Origin of the sequence: Paenibacillus sp. 102, from assembly GCF_039549175.1 — a bacterium.
Lineage (GTDB): Bacteria > Bacillota > Bacilli > Bacillales > Bacillaceae_G > Bacillus_A.
In genome coordinates, this window is record NZ_JBCGHT010000001.1 from 327965 (window position 1) to 344850 (window position 16886).

Annotated in this window: 16 protein-coding genes; all 16 read right to left on the reverse strand. The window is 37.8% G+C overall.

Annotated elements, in window-relative coordinates:
* Nucleotides 1–111: 111 nt before the first annotated feature.
* The gene (rseP, locus tag AAIE21_RS01675) at nt 112–1368 is read right to left on the reverse strand and encodes an RIP metalloprotease RseP (protein ID WP_343265186.1); all 1257 of its coding nucleotides are present in this window, start codon (nt 1366–1368) and stop codon (nt 112–114) included.
* A gap of 16 nt (nt 1369–1384) precedes the next feature.
* Nucleotides 1385–2527 (reverse strand): 1-deoxy-D-xylulose-5-phosphate reductoisomerase, encoded by a 1143-nt coding sequence (gene dxr, locus AAIE21_RS01680; protein ID WP_343265187.1) that lies wholly within the window; start codon nt 2525–2527, stop codon nt 1385–1387.
* 20 nt (nt 2528–2547) lie between these two features.
* A complete protein-coding gene (locus AAIE21_RS01685) occupies nt 2548–3339 on the reverse strand; it encodes a phosphatidate cytidylyltransferase (RefSeq protein WP_343265188.1) in 792 nt (263 codons plus the stop codon).
* A gap of 17 nt (nt 3340–3356) precedes the next feature.
* Nucleotides 3357–4133, reverse strand: a complete 777-nt coding sequence (gene uppS / locus AAIE21_RS01690; protein WP_343265189.1) for an isoprenyl transferase — start codon at nt 4131–4133, stop codon at nt 3357–3359.
* 85 nt (nt 4134–4218) lie between these two features.
* Entirely contained in the window at nt 4219–4776 is a 558-nt protein-coding gene (frr, locus tag AAIE21_RS01695; RefSeq protein ID WP_343265190.1) for a ribosome recycling factor, read from the reverse strand.
* 2 nt (nt 4777–4778) lie between these two features.
* Nucleotides 4779–5501 (reverse strand): UMP kinase, encoded by a 723-nt coding sequence (gene pyrH / locus AAIE21_RS01700; protein WP_343265191.1) that lies wholly within the window; start codon nt 5499–5501, stop codon nt 4779–4781.
* 66 nt (nt 5502–5567) lie between these two features.
* Nucleotides 5568–6455: a translation elongation factor Ts gene (tsf, locus tag AAIE21_RS01705; RefSeq protein WP_042979404.1), complete on the reverse strand. Its 888-nt coding sequence runs from the start codon at nt 6453–6455 to the stop codon at nt 5568–5570.
* Nucleotides 6456–6537: 82 nt separating this feature from the next.
* Nucleotides 6538–7239, reverse strand: a complete 702-nt coding sequence (gene rpsB, locus AAIE21_RS01710; RefSeq protein WP_343265192.1) for a 30S ribosomal protein S2 — start codon at nt 7237–7239, stop codon at nt 6538–6540.
* 371 nt (nt 7240–7610) lie between these two features.
* Complete coding sequence (gene codY / locus AAIE21_RS01715; protein ID WP_000421292.1) at nt 7611–8390, reverse strand: GTP-sensing pleiotropic transcriptional regulator CodY; 780 nt, start codon at nt 8388–8390, stop codon at nt 7611–7613.
* Between the two features lie 77 nt (nt 8391–8467).
* Nucleotides 8468–9859, reverse strand: coding sequence for an ATP-dependent protease ATPase subunit HslU (gene hslU / locus AAIE21_RS01720; RefSeq protein ID WP_343265193.1), 1392 nt, complete (start codon nt 9857–9859; stop codon nt 8468–8470).
* 22 nt (nt 9860–9881) lie between these two features.
* Complete coding sequence (hslV, locus tag AAIE21_RS01725; protein ID WP_343265194.1) at nt 9882–10424, reverse strand: ATP-dependent protease proteolytic subunit HslV; 543 nt, start codon at nt 10422–10424, stop codon at nt 9882–9884.
* A 42-nt stretch (nt 10425–10466) separates the two neighbouring features.
* The gene (xerC, locus tag AAIE21_RS01730) at nt 10467–11366 is read right to left on the reverse strand and encodes a tyrosine recombinase XerC (protein WP_343265195.1); all 900 of its coding nucleotides are present in this window, start codon (nt 11364–11366) and stop codon (nt 10467–10469) included.
* Nucleotides 11367–11431: 65 nt separating this feature from the next.
* Complete coding sequence (gene trmFO / locus AAIE21_RS01735) at nt 11432–12736, reverse strand: FADH(2)-oxidizing methylenetetrahydrofolate--tRNA-(uracil(54)-C(5))-methyltransferase TrmFO (RefSeq protein WP_343265196.1); 1305 nt, start codon at nt 12734–12736, stop codon at nt 11432–11434.
* 51 nt (nt 12737–12787) lie between these two features.
* Nucleotides 12788–14866: a type I DNA topoisomerase gene (gene topA / locus AAIE21_RS01740; RefSeq protein WP_343265197.1), complete on the reverse strand. Its 2079-nt coding sequence runs from the start codon at nt 14864–14866 to the stop codon at nt 12788–12790.
* Nucleotides 14867–15010: 144 nt separating this feature from the next.
* Entirely contained in the window at nt 15011–15880 is an 870-nt protein-coding gene (gene dprA, locus AAIE21_RS01745; protein ID WP_343265198.1) for a DNA-processing protein DprA, read from the reverse strand.
* A gap of 89 nt (nt 15881–15969) precedes the next feature.
* The gene (sucD, locus tag AAIE21_RS01750; RefSeq protein WP_343265199.1) at nt 15970–16872 is read right to left on the reverse strand and encodes a succinate--CoA ligase subunit alpha; all 903 of its coding nucleotides are present in this window, start codon (nt 16870–16872) and stop codon (nt 15970–15972) included.
* Between the last annotated feature and the right edge of the window lie 14 nt (nt 16873–16886).

Here is a 16886-nt window from a genome sequence, read left to right on the forward strand (position 1 = left end):
CCCCCACCTCAGATCAGGTGAGGGTTTACAACTTTCAGAGCTCTATTCATTTCATTCACTATCTACAAAAAACATTGGGAATTTCACACTTACTACAAGTCTTACTTTATTTTACAAGAAAAACTTTCGAATGTCATTCCACGTTACAACTAACATAAGTAACATTAATAACGCAAATCCAATAAAGTGAACCATTCCTTCTTTTTGACGATCAATTGGTTTCCCTCGCAGTGCTTCAATTAAGAAGAAGAATAAGCGTCCTCCATCAAGAGCAGGAACAGGTAATAAGTTAAATAAACCAAGATTTATACTTAAAACAGCTGCCAAGCTAAGAACACGAATGACACCATAATCTACTACTTGGTCTGTTAAATTATAAATCCCTACCGGACCTGATAAATCATTAATAGAAAACTGACCCGTTACTAATTTTACTAGGGAGTCAAAAATTAGTTTTGTCCATGTGTACGTCTGCTCAAAACCTGATTTAATAGAACCAAAAATAGATTTCTCTACAGGAGAGTATACACCGATTCTACCAACCTTTTCTTTACCTTCTGTATCAGCTGATGGCGTTACTTTTACATTAAATTGTTCGCTGTCACGTTTTACATGAAGCGTAATTTCTTCATTTGGGTGTTCACGTACAATCGTGACAACATCTTTCCATGTATTCGTGTCTTTCCCATCGATTGCTTGAATCGTATCATCTTGTTTCAATCCTGCTTGTTCTGCCACACTATCCTTCATTACTTTCCCAATCATTGGCTTATCAACTGGAATACCTTGTACCAATCCAATGATAACAAAAATAACAAATGCAAGAATGAAGTTCATAGCAGGACCTGCAAAGATCGTTAATGCTCGCTGTCCTAACGTTTTAGAACCAAATTGTCTATTAAACGGGGCAATTTGTATTTCTTCTCCCGCTGAAACAATACGTGCTTTTTCATTCACACGGAATGTTTGCAATTCCTCTTCATACTCTTCGTAACCAGAAATTGTGAGATTATGTTCTAAATCAGCTTGTTCTACTTCAATCACGCGAACATTTGGATACTTTTCACGCCCGTCTAAAACTAATTTCATAACCTCTTCGTTTTCATTTAACACAAGTCCAACTTTTTTTCCTGGTTTTAATTCGACCGTTTCTGCATCCTCACCAGCCATTCTAACATAGCCTCCAAGAGGCAGCAGCCGAACTGTATAAACTGTTTCATTCTTTTCAAATGAAAATATTTTTGGTCCAAAACCAATTGCAAACTCGCGGCATAAAATACCTGCTCTTTTTGCAAAATATAGATGCCCTAGCTCATGGAAAAATACGAGTGCACCGAAAATTAATATAAAGGCAATCGCTGTATTCAATTCCATACCACCTTTGCTAAATTTGTTCCATCACAAACCGTCTTGTGGCTGCATCAATTTCCTGAATTTCCTCTAAGCTCGGACGTGCAATGACATTGTGATGGTGCATTGCTTTTTCAATGAGGTCTTCTACTGTTAAGAAACCAATTTTCTTTTGTAAGAAGGCTGCTACAGCTACTTCATTCGCCGCATTCATTACAGCTGGCATGCTTCCGCCCGTCTTTCCAGCTTCATACGCAAAACGTAGACAACGAAAACGTTCTTGATCCATTTTTTCAAAATGCAGTGTTCCGATTTCCCACAAATTTAACTGTTTTGTATCTAAAAGTGGTAATCTGTCAGGATATGTAAGTGCATATTGAATTGGTACACGCATATCTGGTGAGCCAAGCTGCGCCATTACACTACGATCTTCAAATTCAACCATAGAATGAATAATGCTTTCTTTATGTAAAATAACATCGATTTGCTCATAAGGTATGCCGAAAAGCCAATGTGCTTCAATCACTTCCAGTCCCTTATTCATCATTGTAGCAGAATCAATTGTAATTTTCGAACCCATTGACCAGTTTGGATGACGAAGTGCATCCTCTACTGTCACATGATACAATTCATTTCTCGTTTTATCACGAAAACTCCCGCCTGAAGCAGTGATAACTAAGCGAGAGATGCGCTTTTCATTTTCTCCATTCAAACATTGAAAAATAGCCGAATGCTCACTATCTACTGGAAGTAACGACACATTATGTTTGCGCGCAGCTTCCATAATAATATGTCCCGCAGTTACTAATGTTTCTTTATTTGCAATTCCAATTGTCTTTTTCGCCTCAATCGCACGAAGTGTAGGTAACAACCCTACACTACCTACAACAGCAGTGATTACAACTTCTGCATCTGGGTGAAGAGCTACCTCTAATAGTCCCTCTTCACCGTATACTACTTTTGTATTTCCAGAAACGGGTTGTAACCTTACAACATCTTCTTCTCTTTGTACAGAAACAAGCTGAGGAGAAAATTCTTGAATGACTTTTACTGCATAGTCAATATTTTTCCCTACAGAAAAAGCAACGAGACGGAATTGGTCTGGGTGCGAGCGCAGCACATCTAAAGTTTGCGTTCCAATTGATCCACTTGCACCTAATAAACTAATGTTTTTCATAACTCCAACCCCTCGTTTTATTATGAAATGAAATGTAAGAAATGTAAAATCGGTAATACGAACAACCAACTATCTGTCCGATCTAATATTCCACCGTGTCCAGGTAAGATTGTACCTGAATCTTTCACACCGTAATGACGTTTAAATGCAGACTGTACTAAATCACCAATTTGTCCAAAAATGGAGATTGCAATTGTAACAATAATTAGCATTACAACATTTCCATGAACGGTGAAGAACATATTGTATACAAAAGCAACGACAATCCCACAAACAATACCACCTAATGAACCTTCTATCGTTTTATTCGGACTAATCTCTGGCCATAATTTTCTTTTTCCAATTGCTTTCCCTATGAAATATGCGCCTGAATCAGTTGCCCAAATGACAAATAATGCATAAAACACATAATGGATTCCTGCTATTCTCGTTTCATTTAAATATAGGAACCCCATTGCAACATACGTTGTTGCCATAAGTAAAAATGAAGCATTGTCAAAAGTAAATGTATTCTTCGAAAGGACTGTATATGATAAAAGTAATAAAACAATCAAAAATGTGATTTCTAATTTATCTAATCCAACCCGATCAAAAATCCCCAGTGCATTACTTGGAACTAAAATAATCCATAATAATAATGCAGCTAAAAACGTTGGTACCGAAATAAGTGTAAGTTTGTTCATACGAACTAATTCATATAATCCAACAGAAGCAAGTGCATACACTAAAACTGTAAAAGGCACGCCACCGTAAAATACGATGGGAATGAATAGCGCGGCAGCAATCACTCCAGTAATAATTCTCTGTTTCACTACCAAACCCTCTCTTTCTACACGCCTCCGAATCTGCGCCCTCTATGTTGAAAGTCTGTAATCGCATTTAGCAAATGTTCCTCGGTAAAATCTGGCCAATACACATCTGTAAACCAAAGCTCCGAATACGCAATTTGCCATAGCATGAAATTACTAATACGCAATTCCCCACTTGTACGAATAAGCAAGTCTGGGTCAGGTAAAGAACTTGTCATTAAGTAAGAAGAAATCATTTCTTCATTTACATCCTCTGAACGAACTTTCCCTTCTTCGCTATCTTTCATCATATGTTGCACAGCAGAAACGATTTCATCGCGACTCCCATAGTTTAACGCAAAATTGAGAATTAATCCCGTATTCTCTTTCGTATCTTCCATGGCCTTTTCCATCGCTCTGCGTGTATGCGTAGGAAGACGATCTTTTTGTCCGATTACTCGGACTTGTACATTTTCTTCGATCAATTCTGGTAAAAATGTACCTAGAAATTCTTCTGGAAGTTTCATTAAATAATCGACTTCCTTTTTCGGTCTTTTCCAATTCTCCGTAGAAAAAGCATAAAGAGTTAACACTTTCACATCAAGTTTACTTGCAAATTTCGTGATTTTTTTCACAACTTGCATTCCTTCATGATGTCCCGCAATCCGAGGCATTGCTCTTCTCTTTGCCCACCTTCCATTACCATCCATAATAATAGCGATATGTTCTGGAATGTATCCTTTTTTTACTTTTTCAATGAGATGATCAAACGATGCGACCTTTTTACCTTTAAAAAAAGGAAACTTTTTAAACATCATTCATACCCTCCAACAAGCAGACGTATGCCTAAAAGTGTAAAAAGACCCCCTTAAGAAGAGGGTCATATTTGCGAAGGAATCGCTATTACACTTCCATAATTTCTTTTTCTTTGTTTTTTGCGATTTCGTCAACTTTTGCAATATATTTATCTGTTTCTTTTTGGATATCTTCTGTATATCCTCTTAAATCGTCCTCTGTAATGTCGCCCGCTTTTTCAAGCTTTTTAAGATCATCATTACCATCACGACGTACGTTACGAACAGCCACTTTTGCTTCTTCAGCATATTTCTTAACAGTTTTCACCAGGTCTTTACGACGTTCTTCTGTTAATGCTGGGAATGCAATACGAATTACTGATCCATCGTTAGAAGGATTTAAACCTAAATCCGCTTTTAAGATTGCTTTTTCAATATCACCGATAGAAGTTTTATCATAAGGTTGAATTACAAGTAAACGTGCTTCTGGAACTGTGATGTTCGCTAATTGCACAACAGGTGTTGGTGCACCATAATAATCAACTTGTACCTTATCTAATGCAGCTGCGCTTGCGCGACCAGCACGAACTGATGCTAATTCACGAGAATAAGCAGCAACAGCTTTTTCCATTTTTTCATTTGCAGCTTTTAATACTTGTTGTCCCATATTTATTTCCCCCTTACAATTGTTCCAATATTTTCGCCTAAAACGGCACGTTTAATGTTTCCTTTTTCCATAACCGAGAATACAATTAGTGGAATATCATTATCCATACATAAAGAAGAAGCTGTAGAATCCATTACACCTAAACCTTCTTTTAATACATCTAAGTAAGTAAGTGTTTCATATTTCGTCGCTGTTGGATCAACAGAAGGATCTGCATTATATACGCCGTCCACATTGTTTTTCGCCATTAAGATAACATCAGCTTCGATTTCGGCCGCACGCAATGCTGCAGTTGTGTCTGTAGAGAAATAAGGGTTACCTGTACCTGCTGCAAAGATAACAACACGTTTTTTCTCTAAGTGACGAATTGCTTTACGACGAATATAAGGCTCAGCCACTTGACGCATTTCAATAGAAGTTTGAACGCGTGTTTGAATTCCAATATTCTCTAAGCTATCTTGAAGAGCTAATGAATTCATAACTGTTGCTAACATGCCCATGTAATCTGCTCCTGCACGATCCATGCCCATCTCACTTCCGATTTTCCCACGCCAAATGTTACCGCCACCTACAACAACGGCAACTTCTACATCAAGTTCTGCGATTTCTTTTACTTGTTCTGCTACTGATTTAATAACAGACGGGTTAATTCCAAACCCTTTTTCACCAGCTAAAGCTTCACCACTTAACTTTAGCACGACACGATTATATTTCGGTTTACTCATAATGAACCTCCAATTGCTTACATCTTTATTTTAAAAAAGGGAACACAATGTGTTCCCTAATCTGTATTAGTTGTTACCTTTTACTTGGTTCATTACTTCTTCAGCAAAGTTGTCTTCGCGTTTTTCGATACCTTCACCAACAGCGTAGCGAACGAATCCTTTTAATGTTCCGCCTTTAGACTCAACGAACTGACGAACTTTCATATCAGGGTTTTTAACGAATGCTTGGTCAAGTAAGCAAATCTCTTCAAAGAATTTGCCTAGACGGCCTTCTACCATTTTCGCAACGATTTTTTCAGGCTTACCTTCGTTTAAAGCTTGTTGTGTTAACACTTGACGCTCATGTTCAACTTCTTCAGCTGTTACAGCATCGCGGTCGATGTATTTCGGGTTAACTGCTGCAATGTGCATTGCTACATCTTTAGCAGCTGCTTCGTCTGTAGAACCTTCAAGAACTGTTAATACACCAATGCGTCCACCCATGTGTAAGTAAGCGCCAAATGCATCTGCGTCCGTTTTTGATACGATTTCGAAACGACGAAGTGTAAGTTTTTCACCAATTTTAGCGATTGCTTCGTTGATGTGCTCTTCTACTGTTTTGCCGTTTGCAATTGTTTGAGCCATAGCTTCTTCAATGTTAGCAGGTTTGTTAGCTAATAAGTGAGCAGCTAATTCTTTAATTAACGTTTGGAAACCTTCGTTTTTTGCAACGAAATCAGTTTCAGAGTTTAATTCTAAGATTAAACCTTCGTTACCGTTTGTTTCAATGAAAGTTAAACCTTCAGCAGCGATGCGGTCTGCTTTTTTCGCAGCTTTCGCAATACCTTTTTCACGTAAGAAATCAATTGCTTTCTCCATGTCGCCGTTAGTTTCTGTTAAAGCTTTTTTGCAGTCCATCATACCTGCGCCAGTTTTTTCGCGAAGTTCTTTTACCATTTGTGCAGTGATTGCCATACTTTTCATCCTCCTAAAATATGTATTTATACCTTAAAAAAGGTGATAAAAGGCCGAACCCCTTATCACCTTTCCAAATTTGTTACGCAGTAACAGTTTCTTCACCTTGTTTTGCTTCAAGGATCGCGTCTGCCATTTTAGATGTAAGAAGTTTTACAGCACGAATTGCATCATCGTTTGCTGGAATTACGTGATCAATTTCGTCTGGATCACAGTTTGTATCAACGATACCGATGATTGGAATGTGTAATTTGCGTGCTTCAGCAACTGCGATACGCTCTTTACGAGGGTCAACTACGAATAATGCACTTGGAAGACCTTTCATATCTTTGATGCCGCCTAAGAATTTCTCAAGACGCTCTAACTCTTTTTTAAGTTGAACAACTTCTTTCTTAGGAAGTACTTCGAAAGTACCATCTTCTTGCATTCTTTCGATGTCTTTAAGACGCTTGATACGTTTTTGAATTGTTTGGAAGTTTGTTAACGTTCCACCTAACCAACGTTGGTTAACGAAGTACATACCAGCACGAGTTGCTTCTTCTTTAATAGCTTCTTGTGCTTGTTTTTTTGTACCTACGAATAAGATGTCTCCACCTTCAGCAGCGATATCACGCATTACGTTGAAAGCTTCCTCAACTTTTTTCACAGTTTTTTGTAAGTCGATGATGTAGATACCGTTACGCTCTGTGAAAATGTAACGTTTCATTTTTGGGTTCCAACGACGTGTTTGATGTCCGAAATGAACACCTGCTTCAAGCAATTGTTTCATAGAAATTACTGCCATGATTTTGTTCCTCCTAAATGGTTTCTGATATCCTCCGTTTACTTCATCTCTAAGCGAAACTACGAACGTAGCACCAACACTTAAATCAGTAAACGTGTGTACTTTGTACTGACACCACTGCTTACTATACCATAATGAAATATTACAAGCAAGTCGAAATTGCGAACAATGTAAAACTTTCTTTTTGATTATGATTTTACCTATCCTGTTCTCAACTCCAATTCTAATATTATCATCCTTTCACTATCTTAAGCACCACTGATAGTTACCCCTATCAACCAAGCTTTTACGGATAGTTTATCTTCCCTACTAAAATGCAATACTTAGAAAACAAAAAGCTCTCCTCATCGTGAGGAGAGCTTTTATAAAAATTAGTTTGTTTTTAATTTAGCAAGTTCATGTAAAAACTTGTCGTTTAATACTTTAATGTACGTTCCTTTCATACCTAAAGAACGAGATTCGATAACGCCTGCGCTTTCTAATTTACGAAGTGCGTTTACGATTACAGAACGAGTAATTCCTACACGATCAGCGATCTTACTTGCAACAAGTAGACCTTCTGTTCCGTTTAATTCTTCAAAGATGTGCTCAATTGCTTCTAACTCACTGTATGATAACGAGCTAATTGCCATTTGAACAACTGCCTTACTACGCGCTTCTTCTTCGATTTCTTCTGCTTTTTCACGTAAGATTTCCATACCTACTACAGTCGAGCTATACTCAGCAAGAATTAAATCATCATCTAAGAACTCCTGACCAAGACGAGCTAAAACTAATGTACCTAAACGCTCACCACCACCAACGATTGGCACGATTGTAGTTAAACCTTGACCGAATAACTCTTTGTTTTCTACAGGGAATGCCGTGAATTGACTATTTACATCTAAGTTTGAAGATGTTTCTGTAACGTTGAATAGGCTTTGTGTATATTCTTCTGGGAATTGACGCTCTGCAAGCATTTGTTTCATACGTTCGTTCTCGATTTGTTGGTGAATTGCATATCCTAATAATTTCCCACGACGACTTACAACGAATACGTTCGCTTCAATCACTTCACACATTGTGTCTGACATTTCTCTAAAGTTTACAGGCTTTCCTGCTGCGCTCTGTAATAACGCATTTAATTTTCTCGTTTTTGCTAATAATTCCATTTCTAAAGTTCCTCCTACATGTTACTCACATATTTTTTCATCACTTGGAAACTAGGGCGAGTCACCTGATGACACTATTACAAAATAAACTGGCTCACATCTTTATTTTTAGCAATCGTTGCTAATTTTTCCTCTACATATTGAGGTGTTATCGTTATTTTTTCTAACGTAATTTCAGATGCTTCAAACGATAAATCTTCAAGAAGTTTCTCCATAATGGTATGAAGCCTTCTCGCTCCAATATTATCCGTATCTTGATTAACTTGATAAGCAATCTCAGCAATCTTACGAATAGCATCGTCAGAAAATTCAATTTCTATACCCTCAGTTGCTAATAATGCTATATACTGCTTCACTAACGCATTATCTGGTTCGATAAGAATTTTAACAAAATCATCTACCGATAGTTTTGTCAATTCCACTCTAATCGGAAATCTCCCTTGCAATTCCGGAATCAAATCAGACGGTTTAGACATATGAAACGCACCGGCTGCAACAAATAAAATATAATCTGTTTTTACTGATCCATATTTCGTCGCAACATTCGACCCTTCTACAATTGGTAAAATGTCACGTTGCACACCTTCACGTGATACATCCACGCTATTCGACTGCTTACCAGCAATTTTGTCAATTTCATCAATAAAAATAATCCCGAGCTGTTCAGCACGATAAACAGCCTCTTGTGTAACTTCATCCATATCAATTAAGCGCTGTGCTTCCTCATTTGTCAAGACTTTTCTTGCTTCTTTTACAGAAAGTTTTCGTTTTTTCGTTTTTTTCGGCATAAAACTCCCTAATGCATCTTGGAAATTCATCCCCATTTGTTCCATGCCAGTTCCTTGTAACATATCAAACATAGAAGACTGCTGTTCCGTTACTTCAATCGATACAACCTCTTCTTCAAGTAATCCAGAAGCAAGTTTCTTTTCAACCTCTTGACGTTTCTTTTCAATGTCTGCGTCATCTTGTGTTTCAGATGTCTGATTCGCATTTTGATTTCCACCAAATAACATTTCTAACGGATTTTTGAATCCTGTTTGCTTTTGTGGACTTGGTACTAAAATTTCAACAAGGCGTTGATTCGCTTGCTCTTCAGCTTTATCTTTGACCTTAACTACCATCTCTTCTTTCACAATACGAACAGACGTTTCAACAAGGTCGCGTACCATCGATTCCACATCACGACCAACATATCCAACTTCTGTAAACTTCGTCGCTTCAACCTTAATAAAAGGCGCCCCAACGAGCTTCGCCATTCGTCGTGCTACCTCTGTCTTTCCGACACCTGTCGGTCCAATCATTAAAATGTTTTTTGGAGCAATTTCATCGCGCAGATCTTCCGCTAACTTACTGCGACGATACCGATTTCTAAGTGCTACTGCAACCGCTTTTTTCGCATCTTTTTGACCAATGATATATTGATCCAATTTTTCTACAATTTGACGCGGAGTAAAATGTAAATGCATATAAAATGCCTCCCTTACGATTCTACAATTCTTCTACAATAATGTTGTGATTTGTATACACACAAATGTCACCAGCAATTTCTAAACTGGCTTTCGCAATTGCTTTTGCTGTTAAATGTTCACTTGCATGTTGCTTTAAAGCTCGACCAGCTGCAAGCGCATAATGTCCACCTGAACCGATTGCTAAAATACCATCATCCGGTTCTATTACTTCTCCTGTTCCTGAAACAAGAAGTAACGTCGTTTGATCCATAACGATTAACATCGCTTCCAATTGACGCAGCATTTTATCGCCACGCCATTGTTTCGCCATTTCAACCGCAGCACGTTGTAGGTTTCCATTATACTCTTCTAATTTCCCCTCAAACATTTCAAAAAGAGTAAACGCATCCGCAACGGAACCTGCAAATCCTGCTAACACCTTCCCTTGAAATAGCTTTCGAACTTTGCGTGCTGTATGCTTCATCACAACAGCATTACCAAATGTCACTTGTCCGTCGCCAGCCATAGCACACTCTCCATTATGTTGAATGCCAAATATCGTTGTAGCGTGGAAATTTCCCATAGAAAAAACTCCTTTATATGTTTTTATAGCTTTAAAAGCAATTTATGCTCGTGGGTGATGCTTCATGTAAACAGAACGTAATCTTTCTTTTGAAACATGCGTATAAATTTGTGTCGTTGATAAATTTTCATGACCTAATAACTCCTGCACAGTTCGCAAATCTGCACCTTCATCTAACATATGTGTAGCAAATGTATGCCTTAACATATGCGGACTTATTTTCATTGTAAGAGACGCTTTCTTAATGAGCTCATTTAAAATATAACGCACACCTCGATCTGTTAATGGCGTACCCTTTGCATTTAAAAACACCATTTGAGAGTGTTCCTCTGTTTTTTCAGCTAACAGTTTCCTCCCGTTTTCTATATAAGTAATTAAAGCATCTTGTGCATAACTTCCAAACGGAACGTACCTTTGTTTTTTGCCTTTTCCCGTCACTAGAATTGTTCCTACCGAAAAATCAATATCAGCAAGTTGTAAACTTACACATTCACTCACACGGATCCCTGTTGCATACATAAGTTCTAATAAAGCTTGATTCCTTTGACCAAGCGGCGTTTCTACGTCAGAAACTTCAAACAATTTCTCTAATTCTTCAACGTACAAAAACTTCGGGATTGACCATTCTTTTTTGGGGAGTGACGCAAGTGCAAACGGATTATCTTCTCGATATCCTTCACGCATCAGAAAACGATATAAACTTCGTAAACTTGATACTTTTCTCGCGACAGATTTACGGGCTAGCTTTTCATCATGTAACGTCGTTAAGTACAAGCGAACATCCACATATGTAACATCTAAAAAAGAGGATATACCTTCTCGCTCCATAAATTGCACAAAATGTTCTAAATCATTTTGATAACTTGCAATTGTATATTTTGAATAATTTCTTTCAATTTGTAAATATCCAACGAATAATTGTAACAATTTCTTCACATTCACAAAACTCACCTCAATAAAGGCTACTAAATCGTATCACAACTCAGTAGCCTTTGCAAGAAATTTAACTAAATATTTACAAAATTTTGAATTGTTTCTAAAGCGCGTGTTGCGTACGCTTCATTTCGCTCTTGTTTCTTTTTAATTTTCTTTTCTAACGGTGCAAATAAACCAAAGTTTGCATTCATTGGTTGGAAGTTTTTCGCGTTTGTTGCAGTAATATAATTCGCCATACTTCCCATTGCAGTTACAGGAGGTAATACAACAGGCTCATCTCCCTTTACAAAACGAGCTACATTAATACCTGCTAATAGTCCTGAAGCAGCCGATTCTACATATCCTTCTACACCTGTCATTTGTCCCGCAAAGAATAAATCATCACGATGTTTATATTGGTATGTTGGACGAAGCAATTTCGGTGAATTAATAAACGTATTACGATGCATGACACCATAGCGTACAATTTCTGCATTTTCAAGTCCAGGAATTAATTGTAATACTTCTTTTTGAGGTCCCCACTTTAAATGTGTTTGGAACCCAACAATATTGTATAACGTTCCCGCTGCATCATCTTGGCGTAATTGAACGACAGCGTATGGTGTTTTACCTGTTTTCGGATCTTCTAGCCCCACTGGTTTCATCGGTCCAAATAACAATGTCTGTCTACCACGGCTTGCCATTACTTCTACAGGCATACATCCTTCAAAGAATACTTCTTTCTCAAATTCTTTTAACGGCACTGTCTCTGCAGCAATTAGAGCATCATAAAAACGGTCGAACTCTTCTTCTGTCATCGGGCAGTTTAAATAAGCCGCTTCTCCCTTATCATAACGAGATTTTAAATATACTTTGTCCATATCGATGCTTTCTTTTTCCACAATTGGTGCAGCTGCATCATAGAAATAAAAATAATCTTCACCCGTTAACTCTTTTAGCTGTGCAGAAAGTTCTGGAGATGTGAGTGGACCTGTCGCGATAACAGTTGGTCCTTCTGGAATTTCTGTCATTTCTTCGTTCATCACAGTTACGTTTGGATGATTTTTCACATACTCCGTTACTTTTGCTGCAAATTCATGCCGATCAACCGCTAATGCTCCTCCTGCTGGCACAGAACACTCATCTGCCGCACGAATAATAACAGAGTCCATTTTGCGCATTTCTTCTTTAATGACCCCAACAGCATTTGTTAATGTATTTGCACGAAGTGAGTTGCTACATACTAACTCAGCAAATTTATCTGTATGATGAGCCGGCGTTTGTCTTACTGGTCTCATTTCATATAATTTTACTTGGACACCACGTTTTGCAATTTGATAAGCTGCTTCACTTCCTGCAAGACCTGCGCCAATGACGTTTACTACTTGTGTTGTCATGTATTTATCACCTTTCCTTTTCTATCCCGAAAAAAATGTGAGCATTTACGCTCACATTTGTTGTTCTTCTTCATAATCACAAGAAATACATTGTACTTGAACGCCTTTTTTCAGCTTCTTCTCTACAAGCATACCTTCACATTTTGGACATTTCCGGCCAATCGGTTTATCCCAAGATACGAAATCGCATTCTGGATACGTGCCACACCCATAGAAAAGACGTTTCTTTTTATTGCTTCGGCGTTCAATAATTTGTCCTTTATCACATTTCGGACAAGTTACACCGATTTCTTTCACAATCGGTTTTGTATTGCGACAATCAGGGAAATTAGAACAAGCCATAAACTTCCCATATTTACCCATTTTAAAGACCATTGGGTGACCGCATAATTCACAATCTTCCCCAGCAGGTTCATCTTTAATTTCGACTTCACGCATCTCCTTTTCCGCTTTTTCTAAGCGGGGTTCAAAGCCTACGTAGAAATCATCAACAATTTTCACCCAATTTGCTTTCCCCTCTTCTACTTCGTCAAGGTTTTGCTCCATATTGGCCGTAAATTCAATGTTAATAATTTCTGGGAAAAACTCTAAAATAAGTTCAATTACAATTTCTCCAAGTTCAGTCGGAACAAATCGTTTATTGTCTAATGCAACATATCCTCGCTTTTGAATCGTTTCAAGTGTCGGTACGTAAGTAGACGGTCTCCCGATTCCCAGCTCTTCAAGCGTCCTAACTAAACGGGCCTCTGTATAACGTGGTGGCGGCTGCGTAAAGTGCTGCTTTGGCTCCACATCTTTTGAAAATACGGTTTCTCCTATTTCTAAAGGAGGCAGCATTTTATCTTTTTCTTCCGCACCATCATCTTTCGATTCTACATAAACTTTCATAAACCCTGGAAATTTCACTACTGAGCCACTTGCACGGAATTGAACGTTATTATTAATGAGTCTAGCTGTAACAGTATCCATTATAGCAGACGCCATTTGACTTGCAACAAATCGCTCCCAAATCAATTTGTACAAACGATGTTGATCACGACTTAAGAAACTTTTTAGTTCCTCTGGCTTTCTCATTACCGAAGTTGGACGAATTGCTTCATGCGCATCCTGTGCATTCGCTTTTTTCGTTTCCTTCTTCTTCTCTGTTCCTATGTATTCCGAACCAAACGCTTCAGTAATGTAAGAACGAGCTTCCGCTTGTGCCGTTTCTGAAATACGAGTTGAATCCGTTCTCATATACGTAATAAGACCTACAGTTCCTTGTTTACCAATGTCTATCCCTTCATACAGCTGCTGCGCAAGCATCATTGTTTTCTTTGCTCGCATGTTTAATTTACGTGCAGCTTCTTGTTGTAGAGAAGACGTTGTAAATGGTAATGCGGGATTACGCTTACGTTCTTTTTTCGTTACATTTTCAACCGAAAACGCATTGTCTTTCATTGTTTCAATTATGTCATTTACTTGCGCTTCATTTGTTAATTGAACCTTTTCTCCATTCACACCGTAAAAAGATGCTTCAAATGTGTCTTTTCCTTTTACAAATTCTGTTTTAATTGTCCAGAACTCTTCCGGGATAAAACTTTGAATTTCTTTTTCACGATCAATAATTAAGCGAACCGCTACAGATTGTACACGTCCTGCACTTAATCCCTTTTTGACTTTCTTCCATAGTAAAGGACTAATATTATAACCAACAAGGCGATCAAGTATCCGTCTTGCTTGCTGTGCATCTACTAAATCCATATTAATTGCACGAGGATGCTTAAATGACTCTTTAATCGCATCTTTTGTAATTTCATTAAATACAACCCGGCAATCTGATTCAATATCCACATTTAGCGTATTCGCTAAATGCCAAGCGATCGCTTCTCCTTCGCGGTCTGGATCGGCCGCGAGATAGACTTTTTTTGCTTTTTTTGCTGCTGATTTTAAATCTTTTAAAACAGGACCTTTACCACGGATGGTAATATACTTCGGGTTGAAGTTATTTTTTACTTCTATCCCCATTTGGCTTTTAGGTAAATCGCGAACATGTCCCATAGACGCGACGACTTTGTATTTTTTCCCTAAATATTTCTCAATGGTTTTCGCCTTAGAAGGCGACTCCACGATTACGAGGTAATCTGACATGCTAGTGCCTCCTTAAGAGGTGGATTCAAGTCTTCATTAATCTTATTGATTCCTCTTGTTTTTGTCAATCAAGAATGAGTATAACATACAGTGCCAATCTACCATTTGTCAATAATTGTTTAATAAAAACATAAAAATATACGGCTAATTTAAAAATTCTTCCAGAATATCCTCTGCTTTTTGAACAAGTTTCGCTCCTTGCTTTATGAGATGATTTGTTCCTGCTGCACTTTCTGTAAAAATAGGGCCCGGCAAAGCAAATACCTCCCTATTTTGTTCTAAAGCGAAATCTGCAGTAATAAGCGAGCCACTTTTTGATTTTGCTTCCACTACTAGAACCCCTTTACAAAGACCACTTATAATTCGATTTCGTTTCGGGAAATACCATTTTCTAGGATGGTAATGTGGCGGGTATTCTGTTAATAACAATACATTATTATTCCATGTTTTGTAAAAACAACAATTTTCTTTCGGATACATATAATGTAGGCCATGCCCTAAGACAGCAATAGTGGAACTACGTTGCTGCACTGCGATTTGATGAGCAATCGTATCAATTCCACTTGCAAAACCGCTTACAATTAACCATCCTTTATCTATTAGCGGCTGTAAAATAGATTGTATGCTTTCTTTCCCGTATAAAGAAGGTTTTCTTGTTCCAACTACTGCGATTTTATTTATTTTTCCTAATAATTCTCTCTTTCCTTTTCCATATAAAACGAAAGGCGGATCTGGTATTTCACGTAATAATTCCGGATAATCATCATCCCATATCGTGACATAAAAAATATGATTTTCTTCTAAATGACGTGTACATTGTGTGGGGGTAAATGTTTGTAAGAAGCTAACTAATTCAGAAGATTTTTCCGGAGTTAACCTAGCATATTTCTCAAATTCCACCGGGCTAAAACTGCATAGTTTCTTTATCTCTGGATCTATATGCAGTAAGCGAGTTAATACTTTCCAATGATCGGCTAGCACATAATGAAGATGGAGCAGTCGTTCCTTTTTCATAACCATTCTCCTTACCCATAATTTTTATTATGTAAACAGAAAAAAGTGTAAAAAGACACCCTCTAGCATGAAGGTGTCTTTCAAAAAGATTAATAGTTTTTACAAGTTTCAAATAATCCCTTTTCTTTTAAAACAGAGATTAAAGTTTCACCCATAACAGCTGGTGTTTCAGCAACTTTGATACCACAAGCTTCCATTGTTTTAATTTTTTCAGCAGCTGTACCTTTGCCGCCAGAAATAATGGCACCAGCATGGCCCATACGTTTCCCTGCAGGCGCTGTTTGACCACCGATAAACCCAACAACAGGTTTTGTCATATTTGCTTTTACCCACTCAGCAGCTTCTTCTTCTGCTGTTCCGCCGATTTCGCCAATCATAATAACAGCATGTGTTTCTTCATCTTCATTAAACGCTTTTAACGCATCAATAAAGTCTGTACCATTAACAGGATCACCACCGATACCTACAGCAGTTGATTGACCAATGCCTTCCTGTGTTAATTGATGTACAGCTTCATATGTTAATGTACCAGATCGAGATACAATACCTACATGACCTTTTTTATGAATATATCCTGGCATAATACCAATCTTACATTCATCAGGTGTAATTACACCCGGACAGTTTGGTCCAAGTAAACGTGTCTGTTTACCTACCATATATTTCTTAACTTTTACCATATCTAATACAGGGATTCCTTCTGTAATACATACGACTAAGTCAATCTCTGCATCAACAGCTTCCATAATTGCATCTGCCGCAAAAGCGGGTGGAACGTACACAACTGAAGCGTTTGCTCCTGTTGCTTTTACAGCATCTTCTACTGTATCAAAGACTGGTACGCCTTCAATTTCAGTGCCGCCCTTACCAGGTGTTACACCACCGACAATTTTCGTACCGTATTCAATCATTTGTTTTGTATGGAATAAACCTTGTGAACCAGTAATACCTTGTACAATAACTTTTGTATCTTTATTAACTAATACGCTCATTTTTCTCCCCCGCT